Source organism: Pantoea sp. PGP6 (assembly GCF_053474785.1).
On sequence record NZ_JBQBMA010000001.1, the window covers coordinates 3,520,058 to 3,544,279 of the forward strand.

19 protein-coding genes are annotated in these 24,222 nt (G+C 57.0%); 8 read left to right on the forward strand and 11 right to left on the reverse strand.

Going from position 1 to position 24,222, the window contains the following annotated elements:
* Window positions 1–101 precede the first annotated feature (101 nt).
* Both tsf and rpsB read right to left on the reverse strand, forming a co-directional pair.
* Window positions 102–953, reverse strand: a complete 852-nt coding sequence (gene tsf / locus ACLIBF_RS17235) for a translation elongation factor Ts (RefSeq protein ID WP_031375277.1) — start codon at window positions 951–953, stop codon at window positions 102–104.
* 181 nt (window positions 954–1,134) lie between these two features.
* Window positions 1,135–1,860 carry a 30S ribosomal protein S2 gene (gene rpsB, locus ACLIBF_RS17240; RefSeq protein ID WP_031375276.1) on the reverse strand — a complete coding sequence of 242 codons (726 nt, stop codon included), beginning with the start codon at window positions 1,858–1,860 and terminating at the stop codon, window positions 1,135–1,137.
* Between the two features lie 316 nt (window positions 1,861–2,176).
* On the opposite strand from rpsB, the gene map reads away from it, so the two are divergent.
* From map to ACLIBF_RS17260, 4 genes are all read left to right on the forward strand, one after another.
* Window positions 2,177–2,971, forward strand: coding sequence for a type I methionyl aminopeptidase (map, locus tag ACLIBF_RS17245; protein ID WP_031375275.1), 795 nt, complete (start codon window positions 2,177–2,179; stop codon window positions 2,969–2,971).
* A gap of 67 nt (window positions 2,972–3,038) precedes the next feature.
* Window positions 3,039–5,693: a bifunctional uridylyltransferase/uridylyl-removing protein GlnD gene (gene glnD / locus ACLIBF_RS17250; protein WP_046289206.1), complete on the forward strand. Its 2,655-nt coding sequence runs from the start codon at window positions 3,039–3,041 to the stop codon at window positions 5,691–5,693.
* Window positions 5,694–5,776: 83 nt separating this feature from the next.
* Window positions 5,777–6,601, forward strand: coding sequence for a 2,3,4,5-tetrahydropyridine-2,6-dicarboxylate N-succinyltransferase (dapD, locus tag ACLIBF_RS17255; protein ID WP_031375273.1), 825 nt, complete (start codon window positions 5,777–5,779; stop codon window positions 6,599–6,601).
* A gap of 225 nt (window positions 6,602–6,826) precedes the next feature.
* A complete protein-coding gene (locus ACLIBF_RS17260) occupies window positions 6,827–7,219 on the forward strand; it encodes a DUF3461 family protein (RefSeq protein ID WP_010254085.1) in 393 nt (130 codons plus the stop codon).
* A gap of 65 nt (window positions 7,220–7,284) precedes the next feature.
* Here the strand turns inward: ACLIBF_RS17260 and ACLIBF_RS17265 are convergent, their stop codons facing one another.
* The 3 genes from ACLIBF_RS17265 to dgt all read right to left on the reverse strand — a co-directional run bounded on the left by ACLIBF_RS17265 (window position 7,285) and on the right by dgt (window position 11,689).
* On the reverse strand, window positions 7,285–8,442 hold the full coding sequence (locus tag ACLIBF_RS17265) for a CdaR family transcriptional regulator (protein WP_031375272.1): 1,158 nt from the start codon (window positions 8,440–8,442) through the stop codon (window positions 7,285–7,287).
* Between the two features lie 184 nt (window positions 8,443–8,626).
* Window positions 8,627–10,066 carry a serine endoprotease DegP gene (degP, locus tag ACLIBF_RS17270; protein ID WP_069728406.1) on the reverse strand — a complete coding sequence of 480 codons (1,440 nt, stop codon included), beginning with the start codon at window positions 10,064–10,066 and terminating at the stop codon, window positions 8,627–8,629.
* Window positions 10,067–10,198: 132 nt separating this feature from the next.
* Window positions 10,199–11,689, reverse strand: coding sequence for a dGTPase (gene dgt / locus ACLIBF_RS17275; protein ID WP_069728407.1), 1,491 nt, complete (start codon window positions 11,687–11,689; stop codon window positions 10,199–10,201).
* Between the two features lie 92 nt (window positions 11,690–11,781).
* Here dgt and mtnN point away from each other — a divergent pair, with 92 nt between their 5' ends.
* The 3 genes from mtnN to ACLIBF_RS17290 all read left to right on the forward strand — a co-directional run bounded on the left by mtnN (window position 11,782) and on the right by ACLIBF_RS17290 (window position 13,643).
* On the forward strand, window positions 11,782–12,480 hold the full coding sequence (gene mtnN / locus ACLIBF_RS17280) for a 5'-methylthioadenosine/S-adenosylhomocysteine nucleosidase (protein ID WP_031375269.1): 699 nt from the start codon (window positions 11,782–11,784) through the stop codon (window positions 12,478–12,480).
* Window positions 12,473–13,276, forward strand: coding sequence for a vitamin B12 ABC transporter substrate-binding protein BtuF (gene btuF / locus ACLIBF_RS17285; protein WP_279810052.1), 804 nt, complete (start codon window positions 12,473–12,475; stop codon window positions 13,274–13,276). Before mtnN ends, btuF begins: the two co-directional genes overlap by 8 nt.
* Window positions 13,277–13,391: 115 nt before the next feature.
* On the forward strand, window positions 13,392–13,643 hold the full coding sequence (locus ACLIBF_RS17290) for a hypothetical protein (protein WP_031375267.1): 252 nt from the start codon (window positions 13,392–13,394) through the stop codon (window positions 13,641–13,643).
* A 30-nt stretch (window positions 13,644–13,673) separates the two neighbouring features.
* On the opposite strand, the gene erpA is transcribed toward ACLIBF_RS17290, so the two are convergent.
* Window positions 13,674–14,021 (reverse strand): iron-sulfur cluster insertion protein ErpA, encoded by a 348-nt coding sequence (erpA, locus tag ACLIBF_RS17295; RefSeq protein WP_031375266.1) that lies wholly within the window; start codon window positions 14,019–14,021, stop codon window positions 13,674–13,676.
* Window positions 14,022–14,225: 204 nt separating this feature from the next.
* Between erpA and hemL the strand changes: the two genes are divergently transcribed.
* Window positions 14,226–15,506, forward strand: a complete 1,281-nt coding sequence (gene hemL / locus ACLIBF_RS17300) for a glutamate-1-semialdehyde 2,1-aminomutase (protein WP_046289220.1) — start codon at window positions 14,226–14,228, stop codon at window positions 15,504–15,506.
* A 34-nt stretch (window positions 15,507–15,540) separates the two neighbouring features.
* Here hemL and fhuB read toward each other — a convergent pair whose 3' ends face one another.
* The 5 genes from fhuB to mrcB all read right to left on the reverse strand — a co-directional run bounded on the left by fhuB (window position 15,541) and on the right by mrcB (window position 24,184).
* Window positions 15,541–17,520: a Fe(3+)-hydroxamate ABC transporter permease FhuB gene (gene fhuB / locus ACLIBF_RS17305; protein ID WP_448310179.1), complete on the reverse strand. Its 1,980-nt coding sequence runs from the start codon at window positions 17,518–17,520 to the stop codon at window positions 15,541–15,543.
* Window positions 17,520–18,398: a Fe(3+)-hydroxamate ABC transporter substrate-binding protein FhuD gene (fhuD, locus tag ACLIBF_RS17310; RefSeq protein WP_046289204.1), complete on the reverse strand. Its 879-nt coding sequence runs from the start codon at window positions 18,396–18,398 to the stop codon at window positions 17,520–17,522. Before fhuD ends, fhuB begins: the two co-directional genes overlap by 1 nt.
* Window positions 18,399–18,408: 10 nt before the next feature.
* Window positions 18,409–19,203 carry a Fe3+-hydroxamate ABC transporter ATP-binding protein FhuC gene (fhuC, locus tag ACLIBF_RS17315; RefSeq protein ID WP_031374708.1) on the reverse strand — a complete coding sequence of 265 codons (795 nt, stop codon included), beginning with the start codon at window positions 19,201–19,203 and terminating at the stop codon, window positions 18,409–18,411.
* 39 nt (window positions 19,204–19,242) lie between these two features.
* Window positions 19,243–21,462 carry a ferrichrome porin FhuA gene (gene fhuA, locus ACLIBF_RS17320; protein WP_279810054.1) on the reverse strand — a complete coding sequence of 740 codons (2,220 nt, stop codon included), beginning with the start codon at window positions 21,460–21,462 and terminating at the stop codon, window positions 19,243–19,245.
* A gap of 199 nt (window positions 21,463–21,661) precedes the next feature.
* Window positions 21,662–24,184: a bifunctional glycosyl transferase/transpeptidase gene (gene mrcB / locus ACLIBF_RS17325; RefSeq protein WP_279810055.1), complete on the reverse strand. Its 2,523-nt coding sequence runs from the start codon at window positions 24,182–24,184 to the stop codon at window positions 21,662–21,664.
* Window positions 24,185–24,222 lie beyond the last annotated feature (38 nt).

Genomic DNA, 24,222 nt, shown 5'->3' on the forward strand with positions numbered 1-24,222 from the left:
CCGCTTACCGCAATGAAATTGCTATTGGGATGAAACTGAAAACGTGTCTGTTGCGGTTCACAGACAAAAAAGAACCGCCTTCTGGCGGTTCTTTCAGAGCATTAAGACTGTTTGGACATGGCTGCAACTTCTGCAGCAAAGTCAGACTCAACTTTCTCGATGCCTTCACCCACTTCGAAGCGGATGAAATTGATGACGTCAGCGCCCTGCTCTTTCAGCGCCTGGCCAACGGTTTTGCTTGGGTCGATAACGAAAGCCTGACCGGTCAGAGAGACTTCACCGGTGAATTTCTTCATACGGCCTTCAACCATCTTCTCGGCAATTTCTTTCGGCTTGCCAGACTGCATCGCGATGTCCAGCTGAACCTGGTACTCTTTCTCTACCACGTCTGCAGACACGTCTTCTGGCTTAACGAATTCAGGCTTGCTCGCCGCAACGTGCATCGCGATCTGTTTGATCAGATCTTCGCTTGCGCCGGTGGTTGAAACCAGAACGCCGATACGTGCGCCATGCAGGTAGCTGCCCAGCTCTGCGCCTTCCAGGATAGCAACGCGACGGATGTTGATGTTCTCACCGATTTTAGCAACCAGCGCAACGCGCTCTTCTTCGAACTGCGCTTTCAGTACTTCAACGTCAGTGATGCGATCCGCTGCAGCTGCATCCAGAACTTTGTCTGCGAATGCCTGGAAACCACCATCTTTTGCGACGAAGTCAGTCTGGCAGTTCACTTCCAGAATCACACCGTAGTCACCAACGATTTTGGTTTTGATTACGCCATCAGCAGCAACGTTGCCTGCTTTTTTCGCTGCTTTGATTGCGCCAGACTTACGCATGTTCTCAATCGCCAGCTCAATGTCGCCGTTCGCTTCAGTCAGCGCTTTTTTGCAGTCCATCATGCCCGCGCCAGTACGTTCGCGCAGTTCTTTTACCAATGCAGCGGTAATGTCAGCCATTCCAGAATCCTCGGTTCGTGCCTGTGTACGTTTGCACCAGCAGACACTTATTTGCGGAAAATTTACTCTGTCCCGCCGTCCGGTTGGGGGCGTGACAGACTTAGATAAAATAAAGGGGCCAGTATAGGCCCCTTACAGATCACATCTGAATGCTAAGGGCTCTTATGCAGAGCAAACCTTATTAAGCGTTTTCTAAAGACGCTTCTTCAGCTTGCTCAGCCAGGTCCTGAGAGCGGCCTTCGCGAACGGTGGTCGCAACGGCAGTCAGGTACAGGTTTACAGCACGGATCGCATCGTCGTTACCTGGGATAACGAAATCAACGCCATCTGGATCTGAGTTGGTATCAACGATAGCAAATACCGGGATACCCAGGTTGTTTGCTTCTTTGATTGCGATGTGTTCGTGGTCAGCATCGACAACAAACAGTGCGTCTGGCAGACCGCCCATATCTTTGATACCGCCCAGGCTGTTTTCCAGCTTGGCCAGCTCACGCGCACGCATCAGCGCTTCTTTTTTGGTCAGTTTGTCGAAAGTACCATCCTGAGACTGAGTCTCCAGATCTTTCAGACGCTTGATTGACTGACGCACGGTTTTCCAGTTAGTCAGCATGCCACCCAACCAGCGGTGGTTTACGAAGAACTGGTCGCAGCTCAGTGCAGACTCTTTTACCGCTTCAGCAGCAGCGCGCTTAGTACCTACGATCAGGATCTTACCTTTACGGGAAGCGATCTTGTTCAGTTCAGCCAGAGCTTCGTTGAACATAGGGACAGTTTTTTCCAGGTTGATGATGTGAACCTTGTTACGGGCACCAAAGATGAATGGCTTCATTTTTGGGTTCCAGTAACGGGTCTGGTGACCGAAGTGAACACCAGCCTGGAGCATGTCGCGCATGGAAACAGTTGCCATGATAACCTCTAAAGTTTGATTGGGGTTGGGCCTCCATGTATCCCATACGACCGACCTTTTTCAAGGCACCCCGGCGTATGTGTCGATACATGTGTGTTTTATTACACATAATGAGAGTTATGCGTTTCCTGCTGACCGAAACGGCCATACAGAGAATCGTCGGCGCGCTTTATACCACAATCAGCCCAGTGACGCCAATAAATGATCGCTGACCGCGGCCAGCGTGTTCTCTATTTGGCAGCCCATTTGCTGACTGCTAACATGACAGCACAGAGTTCATTATTGTCGAAAATTTCGACAAATGCGGATTAATTTAATGGCAATTTCAATTAAAACCCCTGAAGAAATCGAAAAAATGCGCGTCGCTGGCCGTCTGGCTGCCGAGGTGCTGGAGATGATCGAGCCACACGTTCAGCCGGGCGTGACTACCGGTGAATTGGATCGCATCTGCCATGACTACATCACGCAGCATCAGCAGGCGATTTCTGCCTGTCTGGGCTATCACGGCTTTCCGAAATCGGTCTGCATTTCGGTCAATGAAGTCGTTTGTCACGGTATTCCCAGCGATGACCGCCAGCTAAAAGACGGCGACATCATCAATATTGATGTCACCGTAATTAAAGATAGCTATCACGGCGATACCTCTAAGATGTTTATCGTCGGCAAGCCGACCATCCAGGGCGAACGTCTGTGCCGCGTCACTCAGGAGAGCCTCTATCTCTCATTGCGTCTGATCAAGCCCGGTATCCGTCTGCGTGAGCTGGGCCGGGCGATTCAGAAATATGTCGAAGCGAATGACTTCTCGGTGGTACGTGAGTATTGCGGCCACGGCATCGGCAAGGGCTTCCATGAAGAGCCACAGGTGCTGCATTATGATGCCGACGATGGCGGCGTGGTGCTGCAGGCGGGCATGACATTTACCGTGGAACCGATGGTGAATGCGGGCGATTACCGCATCCGCACCATGAAAGATGGCTGGACGGTAAAAACCAAAGATCGCAGCTTGTCCGCGCAGTATGAGCATACTATTGTGGTGACGGAAAACGGCTGTGAGATCTTAACCCTGCGCAAAGATGACACCCTGCCTGCGGTGCTGGTTGCTGAAGGGTAATTCCCCCACTACAGAATCAAGCCGGCGCTAAGCCGGTTTTTTTTTGGCTGAAGAAGAGAAGAGCTGCATGAGCGTGAGCCTGTCGGAAGAGGTACAAAACGGTCTGATCGATTCCCCGGCCGAATGGGATGACGATCAGCTCACCCGCGACATTCTGAAACAGCGGCTGGAGCAGTTTCAGCACCATCTGTCTGCCGCTTTCGACGCCGGTGAAGCCGTCGAGCCGCTGATTGATGCCCGCACGCTGTTTATCGATCGCCTGCTGCGTCGTCTGTGGCGCTTTTTCGGCTTTGATCAGATGAGCGCCATCGCGCTGGTGGCCGTTGGCGGCTATGGCCGTGCCGAGCTGCATCCGCTCTCAGACATAGACGTGCTGATCCTCAGCCGTCAGCCGCTGGATGAACAGGCTGCACAGCGCACCAGCGAACTGCTGACCCTGATGTGGGACCTGAAGCTGGAGGTTGGCCACAGCGTGCGCACGCTGGAGGAGTGTCTGCTGGAGGGCTTATCGGATCTGACGGTAGCCACCAATCTGATTGAATCGCGGATGCTGACCGGTGACGTGGCGCTGTTCCTTGAACTGCAAAAAAACGTCTTCAGCGACGGCTTCTGGCCTTCATCGTGCTTTTTCGCCGCCAAAATTGAAGAGCAGCAGGAGCGTCATAAGCGCTATCACGGCACCAGCTACAACCTTGAGCCAGACATCAAAAGCAGCCCCGGCGGCCTGCGCGATATTCATACCCTGCAATGGGTGGCGCGCCGCCACTTTGGCGCCACCACCCTGGATGAGATGGTCGGCTTCGGTTTCCTCACTGAAGTGGAGCGCAGCGAGCTGAATGAGTGTCAGGAATTTCTCTGGCGGATCCGTTTCGCATTGCATCTTTCGCTGCCCCGCTACGACAACCGTCTGCTGTTTGATCGCCAGCTCAGCGTGGCGCAACGTCTTAATTATCAGGGCGAAGGCAACGAGCCGGTCGAGCGGATGATGAAAGACTTTTACCGGGTGACGCGCCGGATTGGCGAGCTGAACCAGATGCTGCTGCAGCTGTTCGATGAAGCGATTCTGGCGTTGTCCACCAGCGAAAAACCCTGCCCGATCGACGATGACTTTCAGCTACGCGGCGACCTGATTGACCTGCGCGATGAAACGTTGTTTGAGCGTGAGCCGCAGGCAATTCTGCGCATGTTCTACGTCATGGTGCGTAACGACAGCATCAAAGGCATCTACTCCACCACCCTGCGCCATCTGCGCCATGCGCGCCGCCATCTGAAACAGCCGCTGTGTCAGATTCCGGAAGCGCGCCGCACCTTTATGTCTATTCTGCGTCATCCTGGCGCCGTCAGCCGGGCGCTGGTGCCGATGCACCGTCACAGCGTGCTGTGGGCTTACACCCCGCTGTGGGGCCATATTGTCGGCCAGATGCAGTTTGATCTGTTCCACGCCTACACCGTTGATGAGCACACCATTCGCGTATTGCAGAAGCTGGAAAGCTTCGCCAGCGAAGCCACCCGCTCGCAGCATCCGCTGTGCGTTGAACTCTGGCCGCGCCTGCCGCAGCAGGAGCTGTTGCTGATGGCCGCGCTGCTGCACGATATCGCCAAAGGGCGCGGCGGCGATCACTCGATTCTCGGCGCACAGGACGCACTCGACTTCGCTGAAATGCACGGCCTGAACTCGCGTGAAACGCAGCTGGTTGCCTGGCTGGTGCGCCATCATCTGCTGATGTCGGTCACCGCGCAGCGCCGCGATATTCAGGACCCGACGGTGATCCAGCAGTTCGCCGAGGTGATGCAGAATGAAAATCGCCTGCGCTATCTGGTCTGCCTCACCGTGGCGGATATCTGCGCCACCAACGAAAGCCTGTGGAACAGCTGGAAGCAGAGCCTGTTGCGAGAACTGTTTTTCGCCACCGAGAAACAGCTGCGACGCGGCATGGAGAACAGCCCGGACCTGCGTGAGCGGGTGCGTCACCATCGTCTGCAGGCGCTGGCGCTATTGCGGATGGACAATATTGATGAAGAGCGGCTGCATCAGATCTGGAACCGCTGCCGCGCCGATTATTTCCTGCGGCATACGCCGAATCAGATCGCCTGGCATGCCCGCCATCTGATGGGCCACGATCTGACAAAACCGCTGGTGCTGGTCAGCCCGCAGGCCACGCGCGGCGGCACTGAAATCTTTATCTGGAGTCCGGATCGGCCGCACCTGTTTGCCGCAGTGGCGGGCGAACTGGATCGCCGTAATCTCAGCGTGCACGATGCGCAAATCTTTACCAGCCGCGACGGCATGGCGATGGATACGTTTATCGTGCTGGAGCCCGACGGCAGCCCGCTGGCACCGGATCGCCATCCGATGATTATTCAGGCGCTGGAGCAGGCGATTACCCAGTCAGACTGGGTGCCGCCGCGAACCCGTCGTCCGTCGGCCAGGCTGAAGCACTTCAGCGTCGATACCGAAGTCAATTTTCTGCCAACCCATACCGATCGCCGCAGCTACCTCGAGCTGGTGGCCCTTGATCAGCCCGGCCTGCTGGCGCGAGTGGGCGAAGTGTTTGCCGATCTCGGCGTCTCGCTGCACGGCGCGCGCATCAGCACCATCGGTGAACGGGTCGAGGATTTGTTTATTCTCGCCAACAGTGAGCGTCAGGCGCTGGATGAAGAAATGCGTAAAGCGTTGCAACAACGGTTGACAGAAGCCCTTAATCCAAACGATAAAGTGTGACCAAAGTCGATTTGTGAACCTTAAACTTTTTACTCGTGTCGGGTGATTATCCGGCACTGCACATGACAGATCAGGAAAAAAATATGCAACAGTTACAGAGCGTTATTGAATCCGCCTTCGAACGTCGTGCTGATATCACCCCAGCCAGCGTTGACAGTGAAACCCGTGATGCCATCAACCAGGTTATCTCTCTGCTGGACAGCGGTGCACTGCGCGTTTCCGAAAAGATCGACGGTGAGTGGGTAACGCATCAGTGGCTGAAGAAAGCGGTACTGCTCTCTTTCCGCATCAACGACAACCAGGTGATGGAAGGTGCTGAAACCCGTTTTTATGACAAAGTGCCGATGAAATTTGCTGGCTGGGATGAAGCGCGTTTCAAAGAGGCCGGTTTCCGTGTGGTTCCGCCAGCGGCTGTGCGTCAGGGTGCCTATATCGCCCGCAACACGGTGCTGATGCCCTCTTACGTTAACATTGGCGCATTCGTGGATGAAGGCACCATGGTGGATACCTGGGCAACCGTTGGCTCCTGTGCGCAGATTGGTAAAAACGTTCACCTCTCCGGCGGCGTAGGCATCGGCGGCGTGCTGGAACCGCTGCAGGCCAACCCGACCATCATCGAAGATAACTGCTTCATTGGCGCACGCTCTGAAATCGTCGAAGGCGTGATTGTTGAAGAAGGCTCAGTGATCTCAATGGGCGTTTACATCGGTCAGAGCACCAAAATCTATGACCGTGAGACCGGCGAAGTGCATTACGGCCGCGTGCCAGCCGGTTCCGTAGTGGTCTCAGGTAACCTGCCGTCTAAAGATGGCAGCTACAGCCTCTACTGTGCGGTAATCGTGAAGAAAGTCGATGCGAAAACGCTCGGCAAAACAGGTATCAACGAACTGCTGCGCACCATCGACTGATTTAAGTGACGGGCTGGAAACCGGCCCGTCATCTTTTCTTTACACTTCCCCGCCAACATCCTGTTTTGCGCCGCGAATTAACTGGTGCGTTTATTTTTTATTCAGGTCATAATCCGCGCCAGTTAAATCCCGTCGCGCAATGTTCATCCTGCTTATTTATGTCTACAGTTGTCAGACGTCATGAACAAGACTGCGCGCTTCTCACCTTTTGATGGAAACAACGCTATGTATGACAATCTGAAAAGCTTAGGTATCAGTAATCCGGATGATATTGATCGTTACAGCCTGCGTCAGGAAGCCAATAACGATATTCTGAAGATCTACTTCCGCAAAGATAAAGGCGAGTTTTTCGCGAAAAGCGTGAAATTCAAATACCCGCGTCAGCGTAAAACAGTGGTGGCCGATCACGCTACCCAGGGCTACAAAGAAGTACAGGAAATCAGCCCGAATCTGCGTTACGTGATTGACGAGCTGGACCAGATTTGCCAGCGCGACCAGGTTGAAGTGGATCTGAAACGTAAAATTCTTGATGACCTGCGCCACCTGGAAAGCGTAGTGTCACACAAAATTACCGAAATCGAATCTGACCTCGAAAAACTGACCCGCAACGGTCGTTAATCGGCTGTCAGTGACGAAAAAGGCCAGCTCTGCTGGCCTTTTTTATGTCGGCGTTACCGCCCCGCTCATCCCTGCTCATCCAGCTGCAGCGCCACATAGAGCAGCAGCCGATCGTCAAAGTGCCCGAGATTCAGCCCGGTTAACTCCGAAATCCGGTTCAGCCGATACTCCAGCGTATTACGGTGAATAAACAGCGCACGCGCAGTCGCGCTCGGCTGCACATTATGGGTGAACCAGGCGATCAGCGTTCGCCGCAGCAAACCGTTGTTATCCATACTCTTGAGTTTCGCCAGTGGCCGCGCCAGTTCATTGGCCTGCCAGCCGCCACGCAGACTGTCGAGCAGTACCGGCAGCACCAGATCCTGATAAAAATAGCTGCGCACCTCGGGCATACGCTGTTTGCCAACCATCATGGTGGTGCGGGCGGTACGATAGGAACGCGCAATACTGCCGGGGCCGGTGAAAAAGTTTCCCAGCGCAATCCGCATCCGCAGATGGCCGCTCTCTTTCATTCGCTGTAATAACTGCTCGACCCGCCGACGATGATCCTCCTGATCGTAACGGCCGTGCCCATTCAGCGCCGGCTTCAGCACCACCATTTCGGTCAGCGAAACAATGGCGATCAGGTTGTCGCGCTCCGGCGTGATCAGCAACGTTTGCAGCTGCTGCAACTCTGACATTGCGCTATCGACGCCCAGCTGGCCGCTATCGACCTCAACCACGGCCACCACGCGCGGCTGATTAAGATCGATGCCGAGCCGCTGCGCCCATTCGGTCAGCTGCGGCGACAGGGTATCGCTGCGAATCAGATTCAGCACCAGCTCTTCGCGCAGACGGCTGTCCTGCGCCAGCATATGCAGCAGTCGCGCCTGCTCCAGCATCATCTCCGCCGTCATACAGACCAGCTCACCATAATGCCGCAGCGCCAGCGGCTCACCGGTCAGGCCGATGACCCCGACAATATCGCCGTCTATCCGCAGCGGCAGATTAATGCCGGGCCGCACCCCGTGCAGATGTTTCGCCACCGCTTCATCAATGTCCACTACCCGCCCCTGAGAGAGCACCAGCAGCGCGCCTTCGTGCAATTCCCCAATGCGCTCGCGATCGCCGCTGCCAATAATCCGGCCGCGCGCATCCATCACGTTGACATTGCTGTCAATAATTTTCATGGTGCGCGCCACGATATCCTGCGCCAGCCGGGCATCAAGATGATAGGTAGCCATCCATTACTCCTGAAAAAGAGGGGGAGAGATAGAATACGCATGCAAGGCGGCCAGAACATTGTGCAACTGCACAGAGCCAGGTGGGCATTTAGTGAATTTGCGGTCAGCATCACACTCTGACCGGCACGAATTGAGGCAATAAAAAAGGCGGACCGAAGTCCGCCTGATAGCAATGCCTTGCCGCTTACTGCATCAGCAGGTAGATGTTGCTGTCGCCGCGCTTGACGTTCAGCGCCAGCACCGACGGTTTGGAATCAAGGATTTTACGCAGTTCGCCCAGGTTGGTCACCGGCTGCTGGTTCACGCCCTGAATCACGTCGCCTTTTTTCAGGCCGATACGAGCGGCAGCGCTGCCCGCTTTGACGTTATCCACGCGAACCCCTTTATCGCCAGCGTCGCTATTGCTGAGATCGGCCCCTTCAATGCCGGTGTAGATGGTGGCCGACTGGACTTTCGCCTGGCTGCTCTGCTGCAGCTGAACCGACACATCCAGCGGTTTGCCATCACGCAGCAGACCCAGTTTCAGGGTGGTGCCAATCGGCAATGAACCGACTTCAGCACGCAGCGCAGCAAAGCTGGTCAGCGGTTTGCCGTTCATCGACACCACCACATCGCCCGCTTTGATACCGGCTTTCGCCGCCGCCGAACCTGGCAGTACCTGGCTGACAAAGGCTCCGCGCTGTGCATCGACCTTCATCGCTTTCGCCAGCTCAGAGTTAAGCTCGGTGCCCATCACACCCAGTTCACCGCGTTTAACCTGACCAAACTCCACCATCTGCGCCGTCAGGTTTTTCACCATGTTGCTCGGGATAGCAAAGCCGATACCGATGTTGCCGCCATCCGGTGCCAGAATCGCGGTGTTGATGCCGATCAGTTCACCGTTAAGGTTAACCAGCGCGCCACCGGAGTTACCGCGGTTAATCGCCGCGTCCGTCTGGATAAAGTTCTCGTAGTTTTCCACATTCAGGCCGCTACGACCCAGCGCGGAGACGATACCTGAAGTGACTGTTTCACCCAGGCCATACGGGTTACCGATCGCCACGGTGTAGTCACCGACCCGCAGATTGTCAGAGTCGGCCAGTTTCACCGCCGTGAGGTTTTTAGCGTCCTGCAGCTGGATCAACGCAATGTCGGAGCTGGGATCTTTACCGATCACTTTGGCGTCATAGCGGCGGCCATCGCTCAGCTGGACCTGAATTTTAGTGGCGTTATTCACTACGTGGTTGTTGGTCACCACATAGCCTTTTTCAGCATTGATCACCACGCCCGATCCCAGCGCACGGAATTTTTCCTGCTGGGTATTTGGTGCCGGCGCGCCGCCAGCAGAGCCGTCGCCGCTCTGGCACATCGGTGAACTCTGGAACGGCGAGCCATCCTGACAGAAAGGCGAGTTATCACCAAAGAATTGCTGGAACTGCTGCGGCATACGCGGCGTTTTCACCGTGGTGGTGCCTTCAACGCTGATACTGACCACTGACGGCATCACCTTCTCCAGCATCGGTGCCAGGCTCGGCAGTTGCTGACTATCAGAAGAGGCGGTTTGCGCAGCGGAAACCGTGACGGGCGCCAGGGCCATACTCAGGCTCAGGGCCAGCGCACTTAACATTAAACTCTTTTTTTTCATTTTTGGTTTCTCTTGAGGATAACTGTTCAGACCATTGCTGTGGTCGGTGTTGAGATAAATGTTTTAGCGCGAAGTTCCTTTTAAAGTTTCAAGCAAAGGTAAAAATTTATTCGCGCTCTTTACAATTGGTGATTATTCGACAGCCATCAGCCGCCGGTACTCATCCCAGGCATAGAGATCGGTCATTCCGCTAATATAATCCTGAATCAGACGAAAACGATAATATCGCTCCCACAGCAGGCGCTCATATTTATGTTCCACCACCAGGGTGCGCATTTTATGCAGATAAGCTTTACGATGCTTGCCGGAAAGTTTATGAAAAAGCCGGGTCTCAATCGGATGGTGCCGCAGAAAGTCTTCATTTATCAGCGTGGTAAACGATTCATAATTGAGCAGCATCAGCGGCTGATAAATTTCCAGTAATCCCTTAATAACCCGATATCCCTGTAATTCCAGCTGCTCGACTTCGGAATGATTAAATACCTGCTGGCGCGCCACCGTTTTGAACAACTGCAACAAACGGCCCTCTTCGCCATCATCTTCCAGCAAGGCATGATTGAAATTACCGTCAAATATGGCGGGCAGATTATCAACAAAACGCTTCACTGCATAGGTCACCAGCACGCTCTGAACATTTACGCGTAATGACATAAAGAATTGATCGCTGCGGCTGCGGCGCTTTTTACTGCAGGCCTCACGCCAGGCTTCGCCGATGGTACGGCTGAAAGCGTCATTATTTTTTACCGGCCCCCAGGCTTTATTGAGAAACTCATACAAACTCTCAACATTAAATATATCTTTTTCTACAGCGTCGTCCAAATCGGCAATGCAATAGGAGATATCATCGGCGGCTTCCATTATATAGGTCAGCGGAAAGCGATGGTGCTCTGCCATATTGGTCGCGGCGCGCAGGTCGCTAATATAGTCCTGCTCGGAGAGATAAAAGCCCGGCTTTTTCATTAACACGCTGAATTCGGCGGGCTTCTCGCCCTGCCACCAGGCGGGCGCGGTATATTTAAGAATGCAGGCAACCTGTGAGTAGCTGAGGTTAAGTTGCAGCAGCGTATGAACCATACGAATCGCCTGCGCATTGCCTTCAAAGTGGCACAAATCCTGTCGAATCATCGCGTTTAGCTGATCGAAGGCGCGGCGTTGCGTCTCGCCTTCTACCCCGGCCACCAGCGGATCAACCAGTTCAGCCGGCAGATTATCTTCAAACCAGTCGTTGATCGCCGCCTCACCAAAATGCCCGAACGGGGGATTCCCCACGTCGTGCATCAGACAGGCCATCTCAATCAGGCTCTCAAACGCGCCTTCCAGCTCGTCCAGTCCATATTGCGCCAGTCCGCCCTGCATTTTCAGGGTCTGCAGGATCTCCTTGGTGATATAGCGTCCGGTCTGCTGCACCTCCAGCGAATGCGTCAGCCTTGAACGCACCGCGGCATTGCGCTCCAGCGGAAACACCTGGGTTTTTTGCTGCAAACGGCGAATCGCTGCGGAGTTAATAATCCGTCCACGATCGCTCTCGAAGTGGCGGGTAATGTAATATTCCCCCTCCGGATCTTTTCGACTGGTATAAGGGCGCGAGAAGCTGATCTTCTTCCTGAAATTGATCGCTGACATTCATTACCCCTTATTTTTTGGTGAATTAATCCCCTGTTAGCCATGGTAGACTATGCCTTAAATTATGACTTTTTACATTAGCGGGACTCACTATGAAAGCAGGCATTATTGGTGCGATGGAGCAGGAAGTTACCCTGCTGCGCGACAAAATCGAAAACCGTCAAACTTTATCGCTGGCTGGCTGTGAAATTTATACCGGCACCCTGAATGGCGTTGAAGTTGCGCTGTTGAAATCGGGCATTGGCAAAACCTCCGCCGCGCTGGGTACCACCCTGCTGCTGCAACTGTGTAAGCCAGACGTGGTGATCAACACCGGTTCGGCTGGCGGCTTAGCGGCTTCGCTGAGCGTGGGCGATATCGTGGTATCAGAAGAAGTGCGCTATCACGATGCCGACGTCACGGCTTTTGGCTATGAGCCGGGTCAGATGGCAGGCTGCCCGGCAGCCTTTGTTGCCGACAGGGGTTTGATTGCAGCAGCCGAAGCCTGCATTAAGCAGCTCGATCTGAATGCGGTGCGTGGTCTGGTGGTGAGCGGAGACGCCTTTATCAACGGCGCCGAGCCGCTGGCGCGCATTCGTCAGCAGTTTCCACAGGCTATTGCCGTGGAAATGGAGGCCGCAGCTATCGGTCACGTCTGCCACCAGTTCCAGGTGCCTTTTGTGGTGGTTCGTGCCATTTCTGACGTCGCTGATCAGGCCTCGCATCTGAGCTTTGATGAGTTCCTCAGCGTCGCGGCTAAGCAGTCGTCGCTGATGGTGGAGAACCTGCTGGCGCGTCTGGCGCGTGGCTAAAACTCTGCTGTTCTGCTGGCTGCTGCTGATCAGCGGCAGCCTGCTGGCTTCCCCTCCGCGCGTTATCACCCTCGCGCCCCATCTGACTGAACTCGCCTTCGCCGCCGGCATTACGCCGATTGCGGTCAGCGCCTGGTCCGACTATCCGCCGCAGGCGAAACCGATTGAGCAGGTAGCCAACTGGCAGGGGATTAACCTCGAGCGTATTCTGCAACTGAAGCCGGATCTGGTATTAGCCTGGCGTGGCGGCAATCCGCAGCGACAGATCGACCAGCTGCAGCAGCTCGGGTTGAAAATCGAATGGATCGATCCGGTCACGCTGGATCAGATGATTGCCACACTGGAAAAACTGGCGCCGTGGAGTCCGCATCCTGAACAGGCAGTTAAGGCCGCGCAGCAGTTGCGTCAGCAGCAGGCCGCCCTGCGCCAGCGCTACGCTCACCTGCCGGTGGTGCCGCTGTTTTTTCAGTTTGGTCAGCAGCCGCTGTTTACCGCCGCAAAATCGACCTTACAGAATGAGATCATTGAACTGTGTGGCGGCAGGAATATCTTTGCCGACAGCCGGGTCAGCTGGCCGCAGGTCAGCCGTGAACAGGTACTGATGCGGCATCCGCAGGCGATTGTGATCGGCGGCAGTGACCACCAGGCTGACAACGTCCGGACCTACTGGCAACCGCAGCTCAGCGTGCCGGTGATTGCGATTAATGATGACTGGCTCAGCCGTCCCGGCCCGCGCCTGTTACTGGCGGCAAAACAGCTGTGCGCTGCGCTGCATCCCGCACAAAAATCCAACTAATCGATTAAAGAAACAGCCTTTTTTGCCGTTAATCAAGATATGAGACGCGCGCGCCACGTATGCTCGCCGTCCTTTTTAGCGCTTAGCGCTTTTTGAACAACACCAGGAACTTTACATGACCAGAGCACTGCTACTGGCGATGGGGCTGCTGATCCCGGCGTACACGCTGGCGGGATCGGTCACCGGCTCTATTGGCGTCAGGCTTGTCATCTTTTCACGCTGTGAAATTCACAGTCCTGATGCGCAGGCTGTGCCGCAGATCGATTGCGGCAGACAGGCAAGCGCGCAACCGCGGGTGACACGCAGTGTCATTCAATCAGAGGGGAATCAGAGACGGAACCATCAGCTGGTAACGATAGAGTGGTAAACGAGGCCGTCAGGAAGACGGCCTGCGTCATCAGATACTGAAAGAAGAACCACAGCCGCAGGTGGTTTTCGCGTTCGGGTTAGTGACGATAAAACGCGATCCTTCCAGCCCTTCGGTGTAGTCCACCGAGCCGCCCACCAGATACTGCAGGCTCATCGGATCGACCACCAGCGAGACGCCCTGCTTCTCAATGGTCATATCGCCGTCATTCATCTGGTCATCAAAAGTAAAACCGTACTGGAAGCCGCTGCAACCCCCGCCGGTGATATAAACGCGTAATTTCAGCGCCGGGTTCTCTTCGTCGGCAATCAGGTTCTTCACCTTGGTGGCTGCTGCGTCGGTAAACTGCAACGGCAGTGCTGCTACATCATCACTCATGTTTTACTCCGCTAAACGTCCAGGTCAGAAAACGACCTTAATACCGCTATTATCTGCCAGCACCTCAGCGCAATCAAGCTCTGCCCTTCGCACTCTGTGCCGCTTTCACTAAGGTTAAGTATAGCGGCTGGTGAAACCGGCTTTCGTCTGCTGCGCCTCTTCCGTAGAATGGCGCGATATTTTTATGAACCGCTGGAGCCGAAAATGAGTAAGTCCGAACAACTGTTTGCCGAGGCACAACGCCTGATTCCGGGTGGCGTAAACTCGCCGGTACGCGCATTTACCGGTGTGGGCGGCGTTCCGCTGTTTATCGAACACGCCAACGGTGCCTACCTGTATGACGCCGATGGCAAAGCCTACATTGATTATGTCGGATCATGGGGTCCGATGGTGCTGGGGCACAATAACGCCGGGATTCGCAACGCGGTGATTGAGGCCGCTGAGCGCGGTCTGAGCTTTGGCGCACCAACGGAGATGGAAGTCACCATGGCGCAACTGGTGTGCGAACTGGTGCCGAGCATGGAGATGGTGCGCATGGTCAACTCCGGTACCGAAGCCACCATGAGCGCCATTCGTCTGGCGCGTGGCTTTACCGGCCGCGATAAAATTATCAAATTTGAAGGCTGCTACCACGGTCACGCCGATCATCTGCTGGTCAAAGCGGGTTCGGGCGCATTAACCCTCGGCCAGCCCAATTCGCCAGGCGTCCCGGCCGATTTCGCTAAGCATACCCTGACCTGCACCTACAACGATCTCGATTCGGTCCGCGCCGCCTTTGAACAATACCCGGAGGCTATCGCCGCGATCATCGTTGAGCCGGTGGCCGGCAACATGAACTGCATTCCGCCGCAGCCAGACTTCCTGCCGGGCCTGCGGGCGCTGTGTGATGAGTTTGGCGCGCTGTTGATCATTGATGAAGTGATGACCGGCTTCCGCGTGGCGCTGGGCGGTGCGCAGGAGTATTACAACGTCCGTCCTGACCTGACCTGCCTCGGTAAGATCATCGGTGGCGGTATGCCGGTTGGCGCGTTTGGCGGTCGTCGTGAGGTGATGGCGGCGCTGGCTCCGACCGGTCCGGTCTATCAGGCTGGCACGCTGTCGGGCAACCCGATCGCCATGGCAGCCGGTTATGCCTGTCTGACCCAGATAGCGCAGCCCGGCACCCATCAGACGCTGGATGCCCTGACCCGCAAACTGGCGACTGGCCTGCGTGATGCGGCGCAGCAGCAAAATATTCCGCTGGTGGTCAACCACGTTGGCGGGATGTTTGGCCTGTTCTTCACCGATGCTGACAGCGTGACCTGTTACGCCGACGTGACCCGCTGTGATGTTGAGCGTTTCAAAACTTTCTTCCACCTGATGCTGGAAGAAGGCGTCTACTTTGCTCCGTCGGCCTTTGAGGCTGGCTTTATGTCGCTGGCCCACAGCGAGGAAGATATTCAGCGCACCATCGACGCCGCACGTCGTTGCTTCGCGAAGCTGTAAAATGGGTAATAAGACCGGCTGAGGCCGGTCTTTTTTAGCCTGAACGTCGCAGCAGCCAGATGAAGTAAGGCGCGCCGAGAAAGGTCGCCATCAGCCCGGCCGGAATCTGATCCGGAAACGCCAGCATCCTCCCGCACCAGTCCGCCAGCACCATCAGTCCCGCCCCAAGCAAGCCTGACAGCAGCAACTGCGGTAATGCCCGACGGAAGCCCAGCATCCGTGCCATATGTGGTGCCATCAATCCGACAAAACTCAGCGGGCCGATGGTCAGCGTGGCGCTGGCCGTCAGCGCGGCTGCCAGCAGCAGCAGGCTGAGGCGGGCCGGGGTTAACGCCATGCCAGCTGAGCGTGCCGTGGCACTGCCGAGCGGCAGCAGCGTCAGCCAGCGGCTGGCCAGCGGAGCCAGCGCCACCAGCAGCAGCGCGCAGCCAGCGCTCTGTATCGCCTGGCTGGCACTGATATTGTAGGTTGAGCCGGAGATCCAGCTCAGCAGGCCGCCCATGCGCGGATCGCCACTGGCCAGCAGCAGCATCAGCAGCGTGACAAACGCGCTGTTCAGCGCCATCCCCGCCAGCAGCATCCGCTCCGGTGAAAAACCGCCACGGCTGGCCACCAGCATAATCACCATCAGGGTCAGCGCCGCGCCGATTGCGCCGGCTGGCAGCAGCCACATCAGCGCATCGCCGGGCACCAGGAACATCATCACCACCACACCACAGGCGGCACCGGAACTGATGCCAAGCACTTCCGGGCTGGCCATCGGATTGCCGGTCAGCCGCTGGATCAGGCTGCCCGCTACGCCCAGCATCAGGCCGGTCACCAGCGCGGCCAGTACCCGCGGCGCGCGCCACGGCAGCAGCTGATGGAGCATATCGCCCGCAGACCAGATCCAGCCCTGGGCATTGCGGCCAAACGCCAGGCCGCCCCACGCCAGCAGCGCCAGCGCCAGCAGGCCAGTCAGCACCCAGCGCAGCAGATGCTGGCGCTCGGCCGGAACGTTATCCCCCTGATCCAGCGCCGGTGGCACCGAACCGGTACGCAGCCGCGGCAGCAGCCACAGCAGAATCGGCACCCCCAGCAGCGCGGTGGCGGTACCGGTCGGAATCTCGCGCCAGTGAACGCTTAGCCACTGCACGCACCCATCCGCCAGCCACAGCAGTAGCGCGCCGATCAGCGGTGCCAGCAGCATGCGGCTGAGTAACCGCCGGCCACCCAGCAGCTTCGCCAGCAGCGGCGCAAACAGCCCGATAAAGCCGATAATACCGGCGGCATTAACCAGCTGTGCGCTGAGCAGGATCGCCAGGGTCAGGCCGCCAATTCGCGCCAGCGACAGCGCCAGTCCCAGATTTTTTGCCACGCCATCATCCAGCCCCATCAGCGTCAGCTGACGCAGCAGTGCCAGCGTCAGCAACAGCGCCAGCAGCAGACGCGGCCAGAGTTGCAGCACGTTTTCCCAGCTCATCTGATTCAGCGCACCGGTGCTCCACAGGAACATGTTCTGCAACTGGTCGTGATTGAAGATGGCGAAAATCTGGTTCACCGCGCCGCTGTAGAGACTCAGCACCAGGCCAGCCAGAATCAGGGTGACCGGCGACAGACGTTTGCGCCACGCCACGCCAAACACCAGCACGCCAACCACCACCGCCCCGATCAGGGCAGCAAACTGCTGGGTCACCGCGCCGCCGGGCAACTGCCACAGGGTCGCCACGGTGATGCCGAGCTGTGCGCCAGAGGAGACGCCCAGCGTGGTCGGTTCGGCCAGCGGATTACGCAGCACCTGCTGAAACAGCAAGCCTGCTAATCCCAGCCCGGCACCCACCAGCAGTGCCAGCACCAGCCTTGGCAGCAGGCTGTAGTGAAATACCATCTGCGATACGTTATCGGTGGCAGGCGACCACAGCGCCTGTGACCACTGCGCCAGCGGTAACGCCTGCTGCAGGTTAACCAGCGTCAGGCCAAGCGCCAGCAGAAACAGCAGGCTGAGCAGCGCCGCAGGGAACAGAGCATGGCGCATCAGTGCGTCTCCAGCGCGCGTTCCAGCACGCGAACAAAGTGCAGTGCCGACAGCGTCGCACCGTAATACCAGACCGCCGGTACGCGCTGAAAGCGTCCGGCACGCACAAACGGCAGCGACTGCCACAGCGGGCTGCGCATCAGCTGCTGCATATCTGCCTCGTTATCATGATCAAAGCAGATGACATCCACATCGCCCAGCGGGGCCAGTTGTTCGATCCCAACCACCGCACTGCCCCAGAAGTTAGTTTCGCCCTGCCAGCCATTCTTCAGGCCCAGCAGGGTCATGATTTCAAGAAACAGGCTGTTTTTACCGAAGGTGATAGCATGACGGCTGTCGAGCAGCGACATCAGCAGCAGCGTCCGTCCGGCGTAAGGTGCCAGACGCTGACGTGCTGCGGCCAGCTCGCTGTCGACCGCGCGCAGGTGCTGCTCTGCCCTGCGGCTCAGCCCCAGCTGCGCAGCCAGCTGACGTAACGAGGCGCGCGCGGTGCTGAACGGTTTACCATCACCGCTGTTGAGGTCGAACCCCATAATCGGCGCGATGCGCATCAGTTTCTCTTTTGAAGGGCCGTAGCCATTGGAGCAGAGGATCAGCGAAGGCTGCATCTGCGCCATCAGCTCAAGGTTCGGTTCGGTGCGCAGGCCGACGTCAACCACACCGGCGGGCAGTGACGGCTCACCGACCCAGATGTTGTAATTGTGGAGATCCGCGACCCCATAGGGCGTAACGCCAAGCGCCAGCAGCAGTTCGGTGGGTAACCACTCCAGGGCAATAATGCGCGACAGGTCGGGCGTGGCGGCCTGCAGCGGCAGGCTGCGGAGCAACGGGGCAGCCGCCAGTGCCAGCATCAGCCGACGGCGTAACAGATCGGGCATGAAGCCATCCTTAGTAGACAAAACTGACCGGGGCACCGCCCTGCGGGTGCGGTAAAATGCCCATCGGGATGCCATATATCGTCCCGAGCACCTCAGCCTGCATCATCGTCTCTGGCCCGCCTTCGGCGATCAGTGCACCCTGACGCAGCGCCACCAGATGATCGCAGTAGCGCGCCGCCATGTTGATATCGTGCAGCACCGCGATGACGGTCAGCCCACGCTCACGGCTTAGCGTCTGAATCAGCGCCAGCACCTCAACCTGATGGGCGATATCCAGCGCGGAAGTCGGCTCATCCAGCAACAGACAGCGGCTGTTCTGCGCCACCATCATCGCCAGCCAGGCGCGCTGACGCTCGCCGCCCGACAGGCTGTCGACCAGACGCCCGGCAAACGCGTTCAGTCCGACCCGTGCGATGGCGTCATCCACCCGATCGCGATCTTCCTGACCAAAGCGCCCCAGCGCACCGTGCCACGGGTAACGACCAATCGCCACCAGCTCGCGAACCGTCATCCCTTCCGCGGCGGGCAACTGTTGCGGCAGATAGGCGACCTGACGGGCAAAGGCCTTGCTGTTCCAGCGATCAACCGGCTGCTGGTTGAGCAGCACCTGTCCGGCGCTGGCGCGATGATGCCGACCCAGCATTTTCAGCAGCGTCGATTTGCCTGAGCCGTTATGGCCGATCAGCGCGGTGACCTTGCCTGGCGGAAAGGTCAGCGACAGCGGTTGAAGGAGGGTACGGCCCGGCACCTGGAAGCTGGCGTTATCCAGGGCAAAGGTCACGTCTTCTGCGTGCGGATACGACATGGTAATCCCTGTGAACGGGCGCCGCAGCGCCCGGCTAAATCAAAATCTGAAGGTGGCGGTGCCGACAATCTGGCGTTCCGCGCCCCAGTAACAGGCGTAGTCACGATAGCAGCTGGCAACATACTCGCGGTCAAACAGGTTGTTGACGTTGACGCCGACTGACGAACCGGGCAAACCGAAGCGAGCGAGATCATATTTCAGCGCGGCGTCGACCGTGGTGTAACCGGCAACCTTAAAGTTCTGGTTCGAGAGTCCAGCAGCGCTATTAGCTGGGGTCTCAGCATACAGCCCCTGGCTTTCCCCCACGTAACGAACTCCGGCGCCGATTGTCACCCCTGACAGGGCGGTTTCGTGGAAGGTGTAATCACTCCACAAGGAGGCCATATGCTTCGGTACCTGTACCGGCGTTTTGCCTTTCAGCAACGTGTCTTCGGTATATTCCGCATCAGTGTAGGTGTATGACGCGGTCAGGTTGACGTTAGCGTTGAGCGCCGCTTTGGCTTCCAGTTCGACACCGCGAGACCGGATTTCACCACCCTGTACGCTAAAGAGAACGTTGTCAGGATCGGCGGTCAGGTTTTTGGTTTTGGTCAGCTGATAAACCGCGGCGGTGAGCACGACCGGACGATCTTTCGGTACGTATTTCACGCCAGCTTCATACTGCTTAGCCCGCGACGGGTCAAAGGCTTCGCCGTTTAACGTTGAACCGGCATTAGGAATAAAGGCTTCGCTGTAGCTGAAGTAAGGCGCGATGCCGTTATCGAACACATAATTCAGGCCGCCGCGCCAGGTGAAGGCCTGATCGTTTTGCCGATCGACACTATTCGCCACCCGATCGTAGACGGAGTTCATGGCGTAATCATAGCGGCCGCCAAGGGTCAGTACCCAGCGATCCCACTCCATCTGATCCTGCAGATATAAACCGGTCTGACGCTGCTTATCCAGATGTTGATAAGGCTGGTCATAGGGCGTCACGCTGTCGTTGCCATATTGCGGATTGACCGCATTCAGACTGGAAGCCATACCAAACTGGGCATCAATATCGTTACGGGTCCGCTGGAAGTCCACCCCCAGCAACAGCGTATGATCGAGCTGGCCGGTGGCGAATTTCGCCTGCACCTGGGTATCGACCGCAAACTGATTGAGCTTCTCTTCAGAGACCGCCGAACCGCGCGTGATTTGCTGGGTTTCCGGCAGGAAGCCGTTGCCATAAATACTGCGGTAATCGGTACGCAGGTCGGCATAGCGCAGGTTCTGGCGCACCGTCCAGGTATCGTTAAAGCTGTGCTCAGCGTTATAGCCGACCATTTTGGTGTTACGCGAAATCTTATTGCTCTGTTCGCCTTCATCAAAATTGGTCGGCAGTTTGTACTCGCTGCCGTCGCCACGGGTAATCGGCACCACCGTGCCCTGACGCGGCAGCCAGCCGTAATAGCCGGTTTCAGGCTCGTTCTGGAAATAGGTCAGCAGATCAACGCGGGTGCGATCATCCGGACGCCAGCTGAATGCCGGGGCGAGGGTGTAACGCTTCTCTTTGTTCATCGCCTGCTGCGCATCCTGACTGCGCGCCTGGCCGGTCAGACGGTAGCTGTAGACGCCGTCATCATCCAGCGCGCCACCAAAGTCAAAGCCGGTCGAGAACAGGTTATCGTTACCCATCTGGAACTGAACTTCACGCAGCGTTTCCTGCACCGGCCGCTTGCTGACCAGCGCGACGACCCCGCCAGGGTTGCTCTTGCCGTATAGCACCGAGACCGGCCCGCGCAGCAGCTCCGCGCGCTCCAGGAAGTAAGGATCGATAGCGAACTCAGAGTAGTTATCGCCCTGCAGTTTCAGGCCATCCAGATACTGGTTGGTATTGGTTTCGCTAAAGCCGCGAATCGACAGCGCATCAATCACGTCAGAGCTGCCGCGGTTCCCGGTCAGCACGCCAGGCGTATAGTTAAACGCCCCTTTGACGCTGGTGACGTTGCGCATCTCCATCTCTTCACGCGTCACTACGGAAACCGACTGCGGATTTTTTTCAATCGGCGTATCGGTTTTAGTGCCGGTGGCACTCTGTTTCGCCGCAATGGTCGGCGCAGGTCCCCATGCGCTTTCGCCCGCCACGCCAGCACCGCCGTCTGCTGACACCACCAGGGTCTCTTCCGCGAACAGGTTGCTGCTCAGGCTGGTCAGCGCCAGCGCAATCATTATTGCCAAAGGCTGGCGGTAAAAGTGTTTCTTAGTACAACAAACTGAAGTCGTTCGCGCATTCATAAAGGTGTCTCTTAGCTATGAAGGATGTGCAGGCGAATCGAAACGATAATGATTATTATAACGGTCGAATAATATGCGAAACGATGTCGCGACTGCAAGGATAAATCCCAGGCGTGACGCCGTTTGCAGCGCGATTAACCGGTATTGATCAGGCACAAAAAAAGGGCGCCGAAGCGCCCTTTTTAACCAGTCTGTAAAATTATTTACCAAACATATCTTTTATCCATCCCGCTACGCCGTCGCTCTCTTTCTGCTCCTGCGGTTGCTGGGAAGGTTGCTGCTGCTGTTGCTGTTGATCAAACAGCTGTTGCTGCTGCTGAACCTGTTGTTGCTGTTGCTGACACAGCGCATTCGGGTCCAGCGCCCACACTGGCAGCGAACGCCAGGTGCTGCTGCCGGTGCCGCAGACAAAGTTACCGGCCGAGTCGATATTCATCAGCGACACATCTTCCGGTGGCGTCAGCTGCAACGGCATAGGCGCCTGGTTGTCGAGGTAACGACGATAGAGCTGCATCGCCCCGCTGGCGCCGTACAGTTTGGTCGGCTGGTTGTTATCCCGTCCAACCCAGGTGATCGCCACTTCTTTGCCATCGATACCGGCAAACCAGCTGTCGACCAGATCGTTGGTGGTACCGGTTTTCCCCGCCAGATGTGCATTCGGGAATCGCGCGCCCAGCGCACGTGCGGTACCGTGATCGGCCACCTGCTGCATGGTGTAGAGCGTCAGGTAAGCGGCCTGAGCCGGCTCAACGCGCTGCGCCTGCGGATAGCTCTGATACAGCACGCTGCCATCTTCAGCAATCACCGAACGCACCGCCGACAGTGAGGCGCGGTTGCCGCCGCTGGCGATCGACTGGAACGCCTGCGCCACTTCAACCGGCGTCAGGTTTAACGCCCCCAGCAGCATCGCTGGCACCGGGTGCAGCTGCTCTTTCGGCACGCCCAGCTTGTTCCAGGTATCGACAACCGCATCCAGACCCAGCGTCATCCCCAGGTTAACCGTAGGCACGTTCATCGAGTTGGTCAGCGCATCCACCAGCATCACTTTCCCGCTGAAGCGACGATCGTCGTTCATCGGTTTCCAGACGCTGCCATTCGGTTGTTTCAGCGCGATGGGCTCATCGGCAATCCAGCTGTTAAGACGATAGCTGTTCGGCTGGCTCAGCGCGGTCAGATAGGTGGCCGGTTTTGCCAGCGAACCGATAGAACGACGCGCCTGCAGCGCACGGTTATAACCGGCATACTGCGGATCGGCACCGCCGACCATGGCGCGCACTTCGCCGCTGAAGCGGTCAACGACTACCATCGCGGTTTCCAGATCCTTCAGGCCACGCTGTTTTTTCAGCGTCGGAATGCCGTCGATTACCGCTTTTTCTGCCGCATCCTGCGAGACCGGATCGAGGGTGGTGAAAATCTTCACGCCGGAGAGATCTTTCACCTTGTCACCGAGCTTCGCCTGCAGCTCATTACGCACCATCTGCATAAAGGCTGGCTGCGGCGTAATGACTCCGCCTTTAGGCTGTACGCCCAGCGGACGCGCCGACAGCATGTCATACAGCTCCTGGTCGATCACTTTCTGCTGCTGCAACAGGCGCAGCACCAGGTTGCGGCGTTCCAGCGCCAGTTTCGGGTTACGCCATGGGTTATAGAGCGAGGCTCCTTTCACCATGCCGACCAGCATCGCCTGCTGATCGAGGCTCAGCTCATCAACCGGGCGACCAAAGTAGTAGAGGCTGGCCAGCGGGAAACCGCGGATCTGATCGCTGCCGGCCTGACCGAGATAAACTTCGTTCAGATAGAGTTCCAGAATGCGATCTTTGCTGTAGCGCGCATCCATGATCACCGCCATATAGGCTTCACGCGCTTTACGCCACAGCGAACGCTCGTTGGTGAGGAACAGGTTTTTTACCAGCTGCTGGGTCAGGGTACTGCCGCCCTGCACCGCTTTACCGGCGGTGATGTTGGCGAGGAAAGCGCGACCAATTGAATAGGGGCTGATGCCGTCATGTTCGTAGAAGTGGCGATCCTCGGTGGCAATCAGCGTATCGACCAGCAGATCCGGGAAGCCGGCGCGCGGTACAAACAGACGCTGTTCGCCATTTGGCGACTGCAGCATGGTAATCAACCGCGGATCGAGGCGGAAAAAGCCAAAATCACGGCCGGTTTCGAGATTTTTAATCTCGCTCAGCTCATCCTTGCTGAAACTCATGCGTGCGTGGATCTGCCCCTCTTTACTGTCGGGGAAATCGAACGGACGACGCAACAAATCAATGGTATTGCCTTTAACCGAAAACTCGCCAGGGCGGGTGATACGTGACACTTCGCGGTACTGGGTGCCCTCGAGCAGCGCCACCATTTCACTTTTGTTGTAGGCCATACCCGGTTCCAGGCTGACCATACGGCCATAGACGGTAGCGGGCAGTTGCCACACTTTTCCGTCAATCCGGCTGCGAATTTCCGAGTCGAGGTAGACGCCCCATGCGGCCATCACCACAACAAACACCAGGAACAGCTTGATTAACCATCCCAGCCAACGGCGTTTGCCGCGCGGCGGTTTTCCACCTTTACCTTTACGTGGCACCGGCGCTTCCTCCTCGTCATCATTAAAATCATCCTGATCGATATCCTGTTCGATATCCCTGCGGCGTCCCCGGCGCGCACTGCTGCGCGGCGGCAACGGTTTACCTTTGCGCCCAATAGGTTCGCGATCGTTCCCAGACATTGCTTTTATTCTCCAGGCATAGCTTACGGCTGCGCCGC

Coding starts and splice junctions, on each gene's coding strand:
- tsf (WP_031375277.1), bottom strand. CDS start 953: ATGGCTGACATTACCGCTGCATTGGTAAAAGAACTGCGCGAACGTACT.
- rpsB (WP_031375276.1), bottom strand. CDS start 1,860: ATGGCAACTGTTTCCATGCGCGACATGCTCCAGGCTGGTGTTCACTTC.
- map (WP_031375275.1), top strand. CDS start 2,177: ATGGCAATTTCAATTAAAACCCCTGAAGAAATCGAAAAAATGCGCGTC.
- glnD (WP_046289206.1), top strand. CDS start 3,039: ATGAGCGTGAGCCTGTCGGAAGAGGTACAAAACGGTCTGATCGATTCC.
- dapD (WP_031375273.1), top strand. CDS start 5,777: ATGCAACAGTTACAGAGCGTTATTGAATCCGCCTTCGAACGTCGTGCT.
- ACLIBF_RS17260 (WP_010254085.1), top strand. CDS start 6,827: ATGTATGACAATCTGAAAAGCTTAGGTATCAGTAATCCGGATGATATT.
- ACLIBF_RS17265 (WP_031375272.1), bottom strand. CDS start 8,442: ATGGCTACCTATCATCTTGATGCCCGGCTGGCGCAGGATATCGTGGCG.
- degP (WP_069728406.1), bottom strand. CDS start 10,066: ATGAAAAAAAAGAGTTTAATGTTAAGTGCGCTGGCCCTGAGCCTGAGT.
- dgt (WP_069728407.1), bottom strand. CDS start 11,689: ATGTCAGCGATCAATTTCAGGAAGAAGATCAGCTTCTCGCGCCCTTAT.
- mtnN (WP_031375269.1), top strand. CDS start 11,782: ATGAAAGCAGGCATTATTGGTGCGATGGAGCAGGAAGTTACCCTGCTG.
- ACLIBF_RS17290 (WP_031375267.1), top strand. CDS start 13,392: ATGACCAGAGCACTGCTACTGGCGATGGGGCTGCTGATCCCGGCGTAC.
- erpA (WP_031375266.1), bottom strand. CDS start 14,021: ATGAGTGATGATGTAGCAGCACTGCCGTTGCAGTTTACCGACGCAGCA.
- hemL (WP_046289220.1), top strand. CDS start 14,226: ATGAGTAAGTCCGAACAACTGTTTGCCGAGGCACAACGCCTGATTCCG.
- fhuB (WP_448310179.1), bottom strand. CDS start 17,520: ATGCGCCATGCTCTGTTCCCTGCGGCGCTGCTCAGCCTGCTGTTTCTG.
- fhuD (WP_046289204.1), bottom strand. CDS start 18,398: ATGCCCGATCTGTTACGCCGTCGGCTGATGCTGGCACTGGCGGCTGCC.
- fhuC (WP_031374708.1), bottom strand. CDS start 19,203: ATGTCGTATCCGCACGCAGAAGACGTGACCTTTGCCCTGGATAACGCC.
- fhuA (WP_279810054.1), bottom strand. CDS start 21,462: ATGAATGCGCGAACGACTTCAGTTTGTTGTACTAAGAAACACTTTTAC.
- mrcB (WP_279810055.1), bottom strand. CDS start 24,184: ATGTCTGGGAACGATCGCGAACCTATTGGGCGCAAAGGTAAACCGTTG.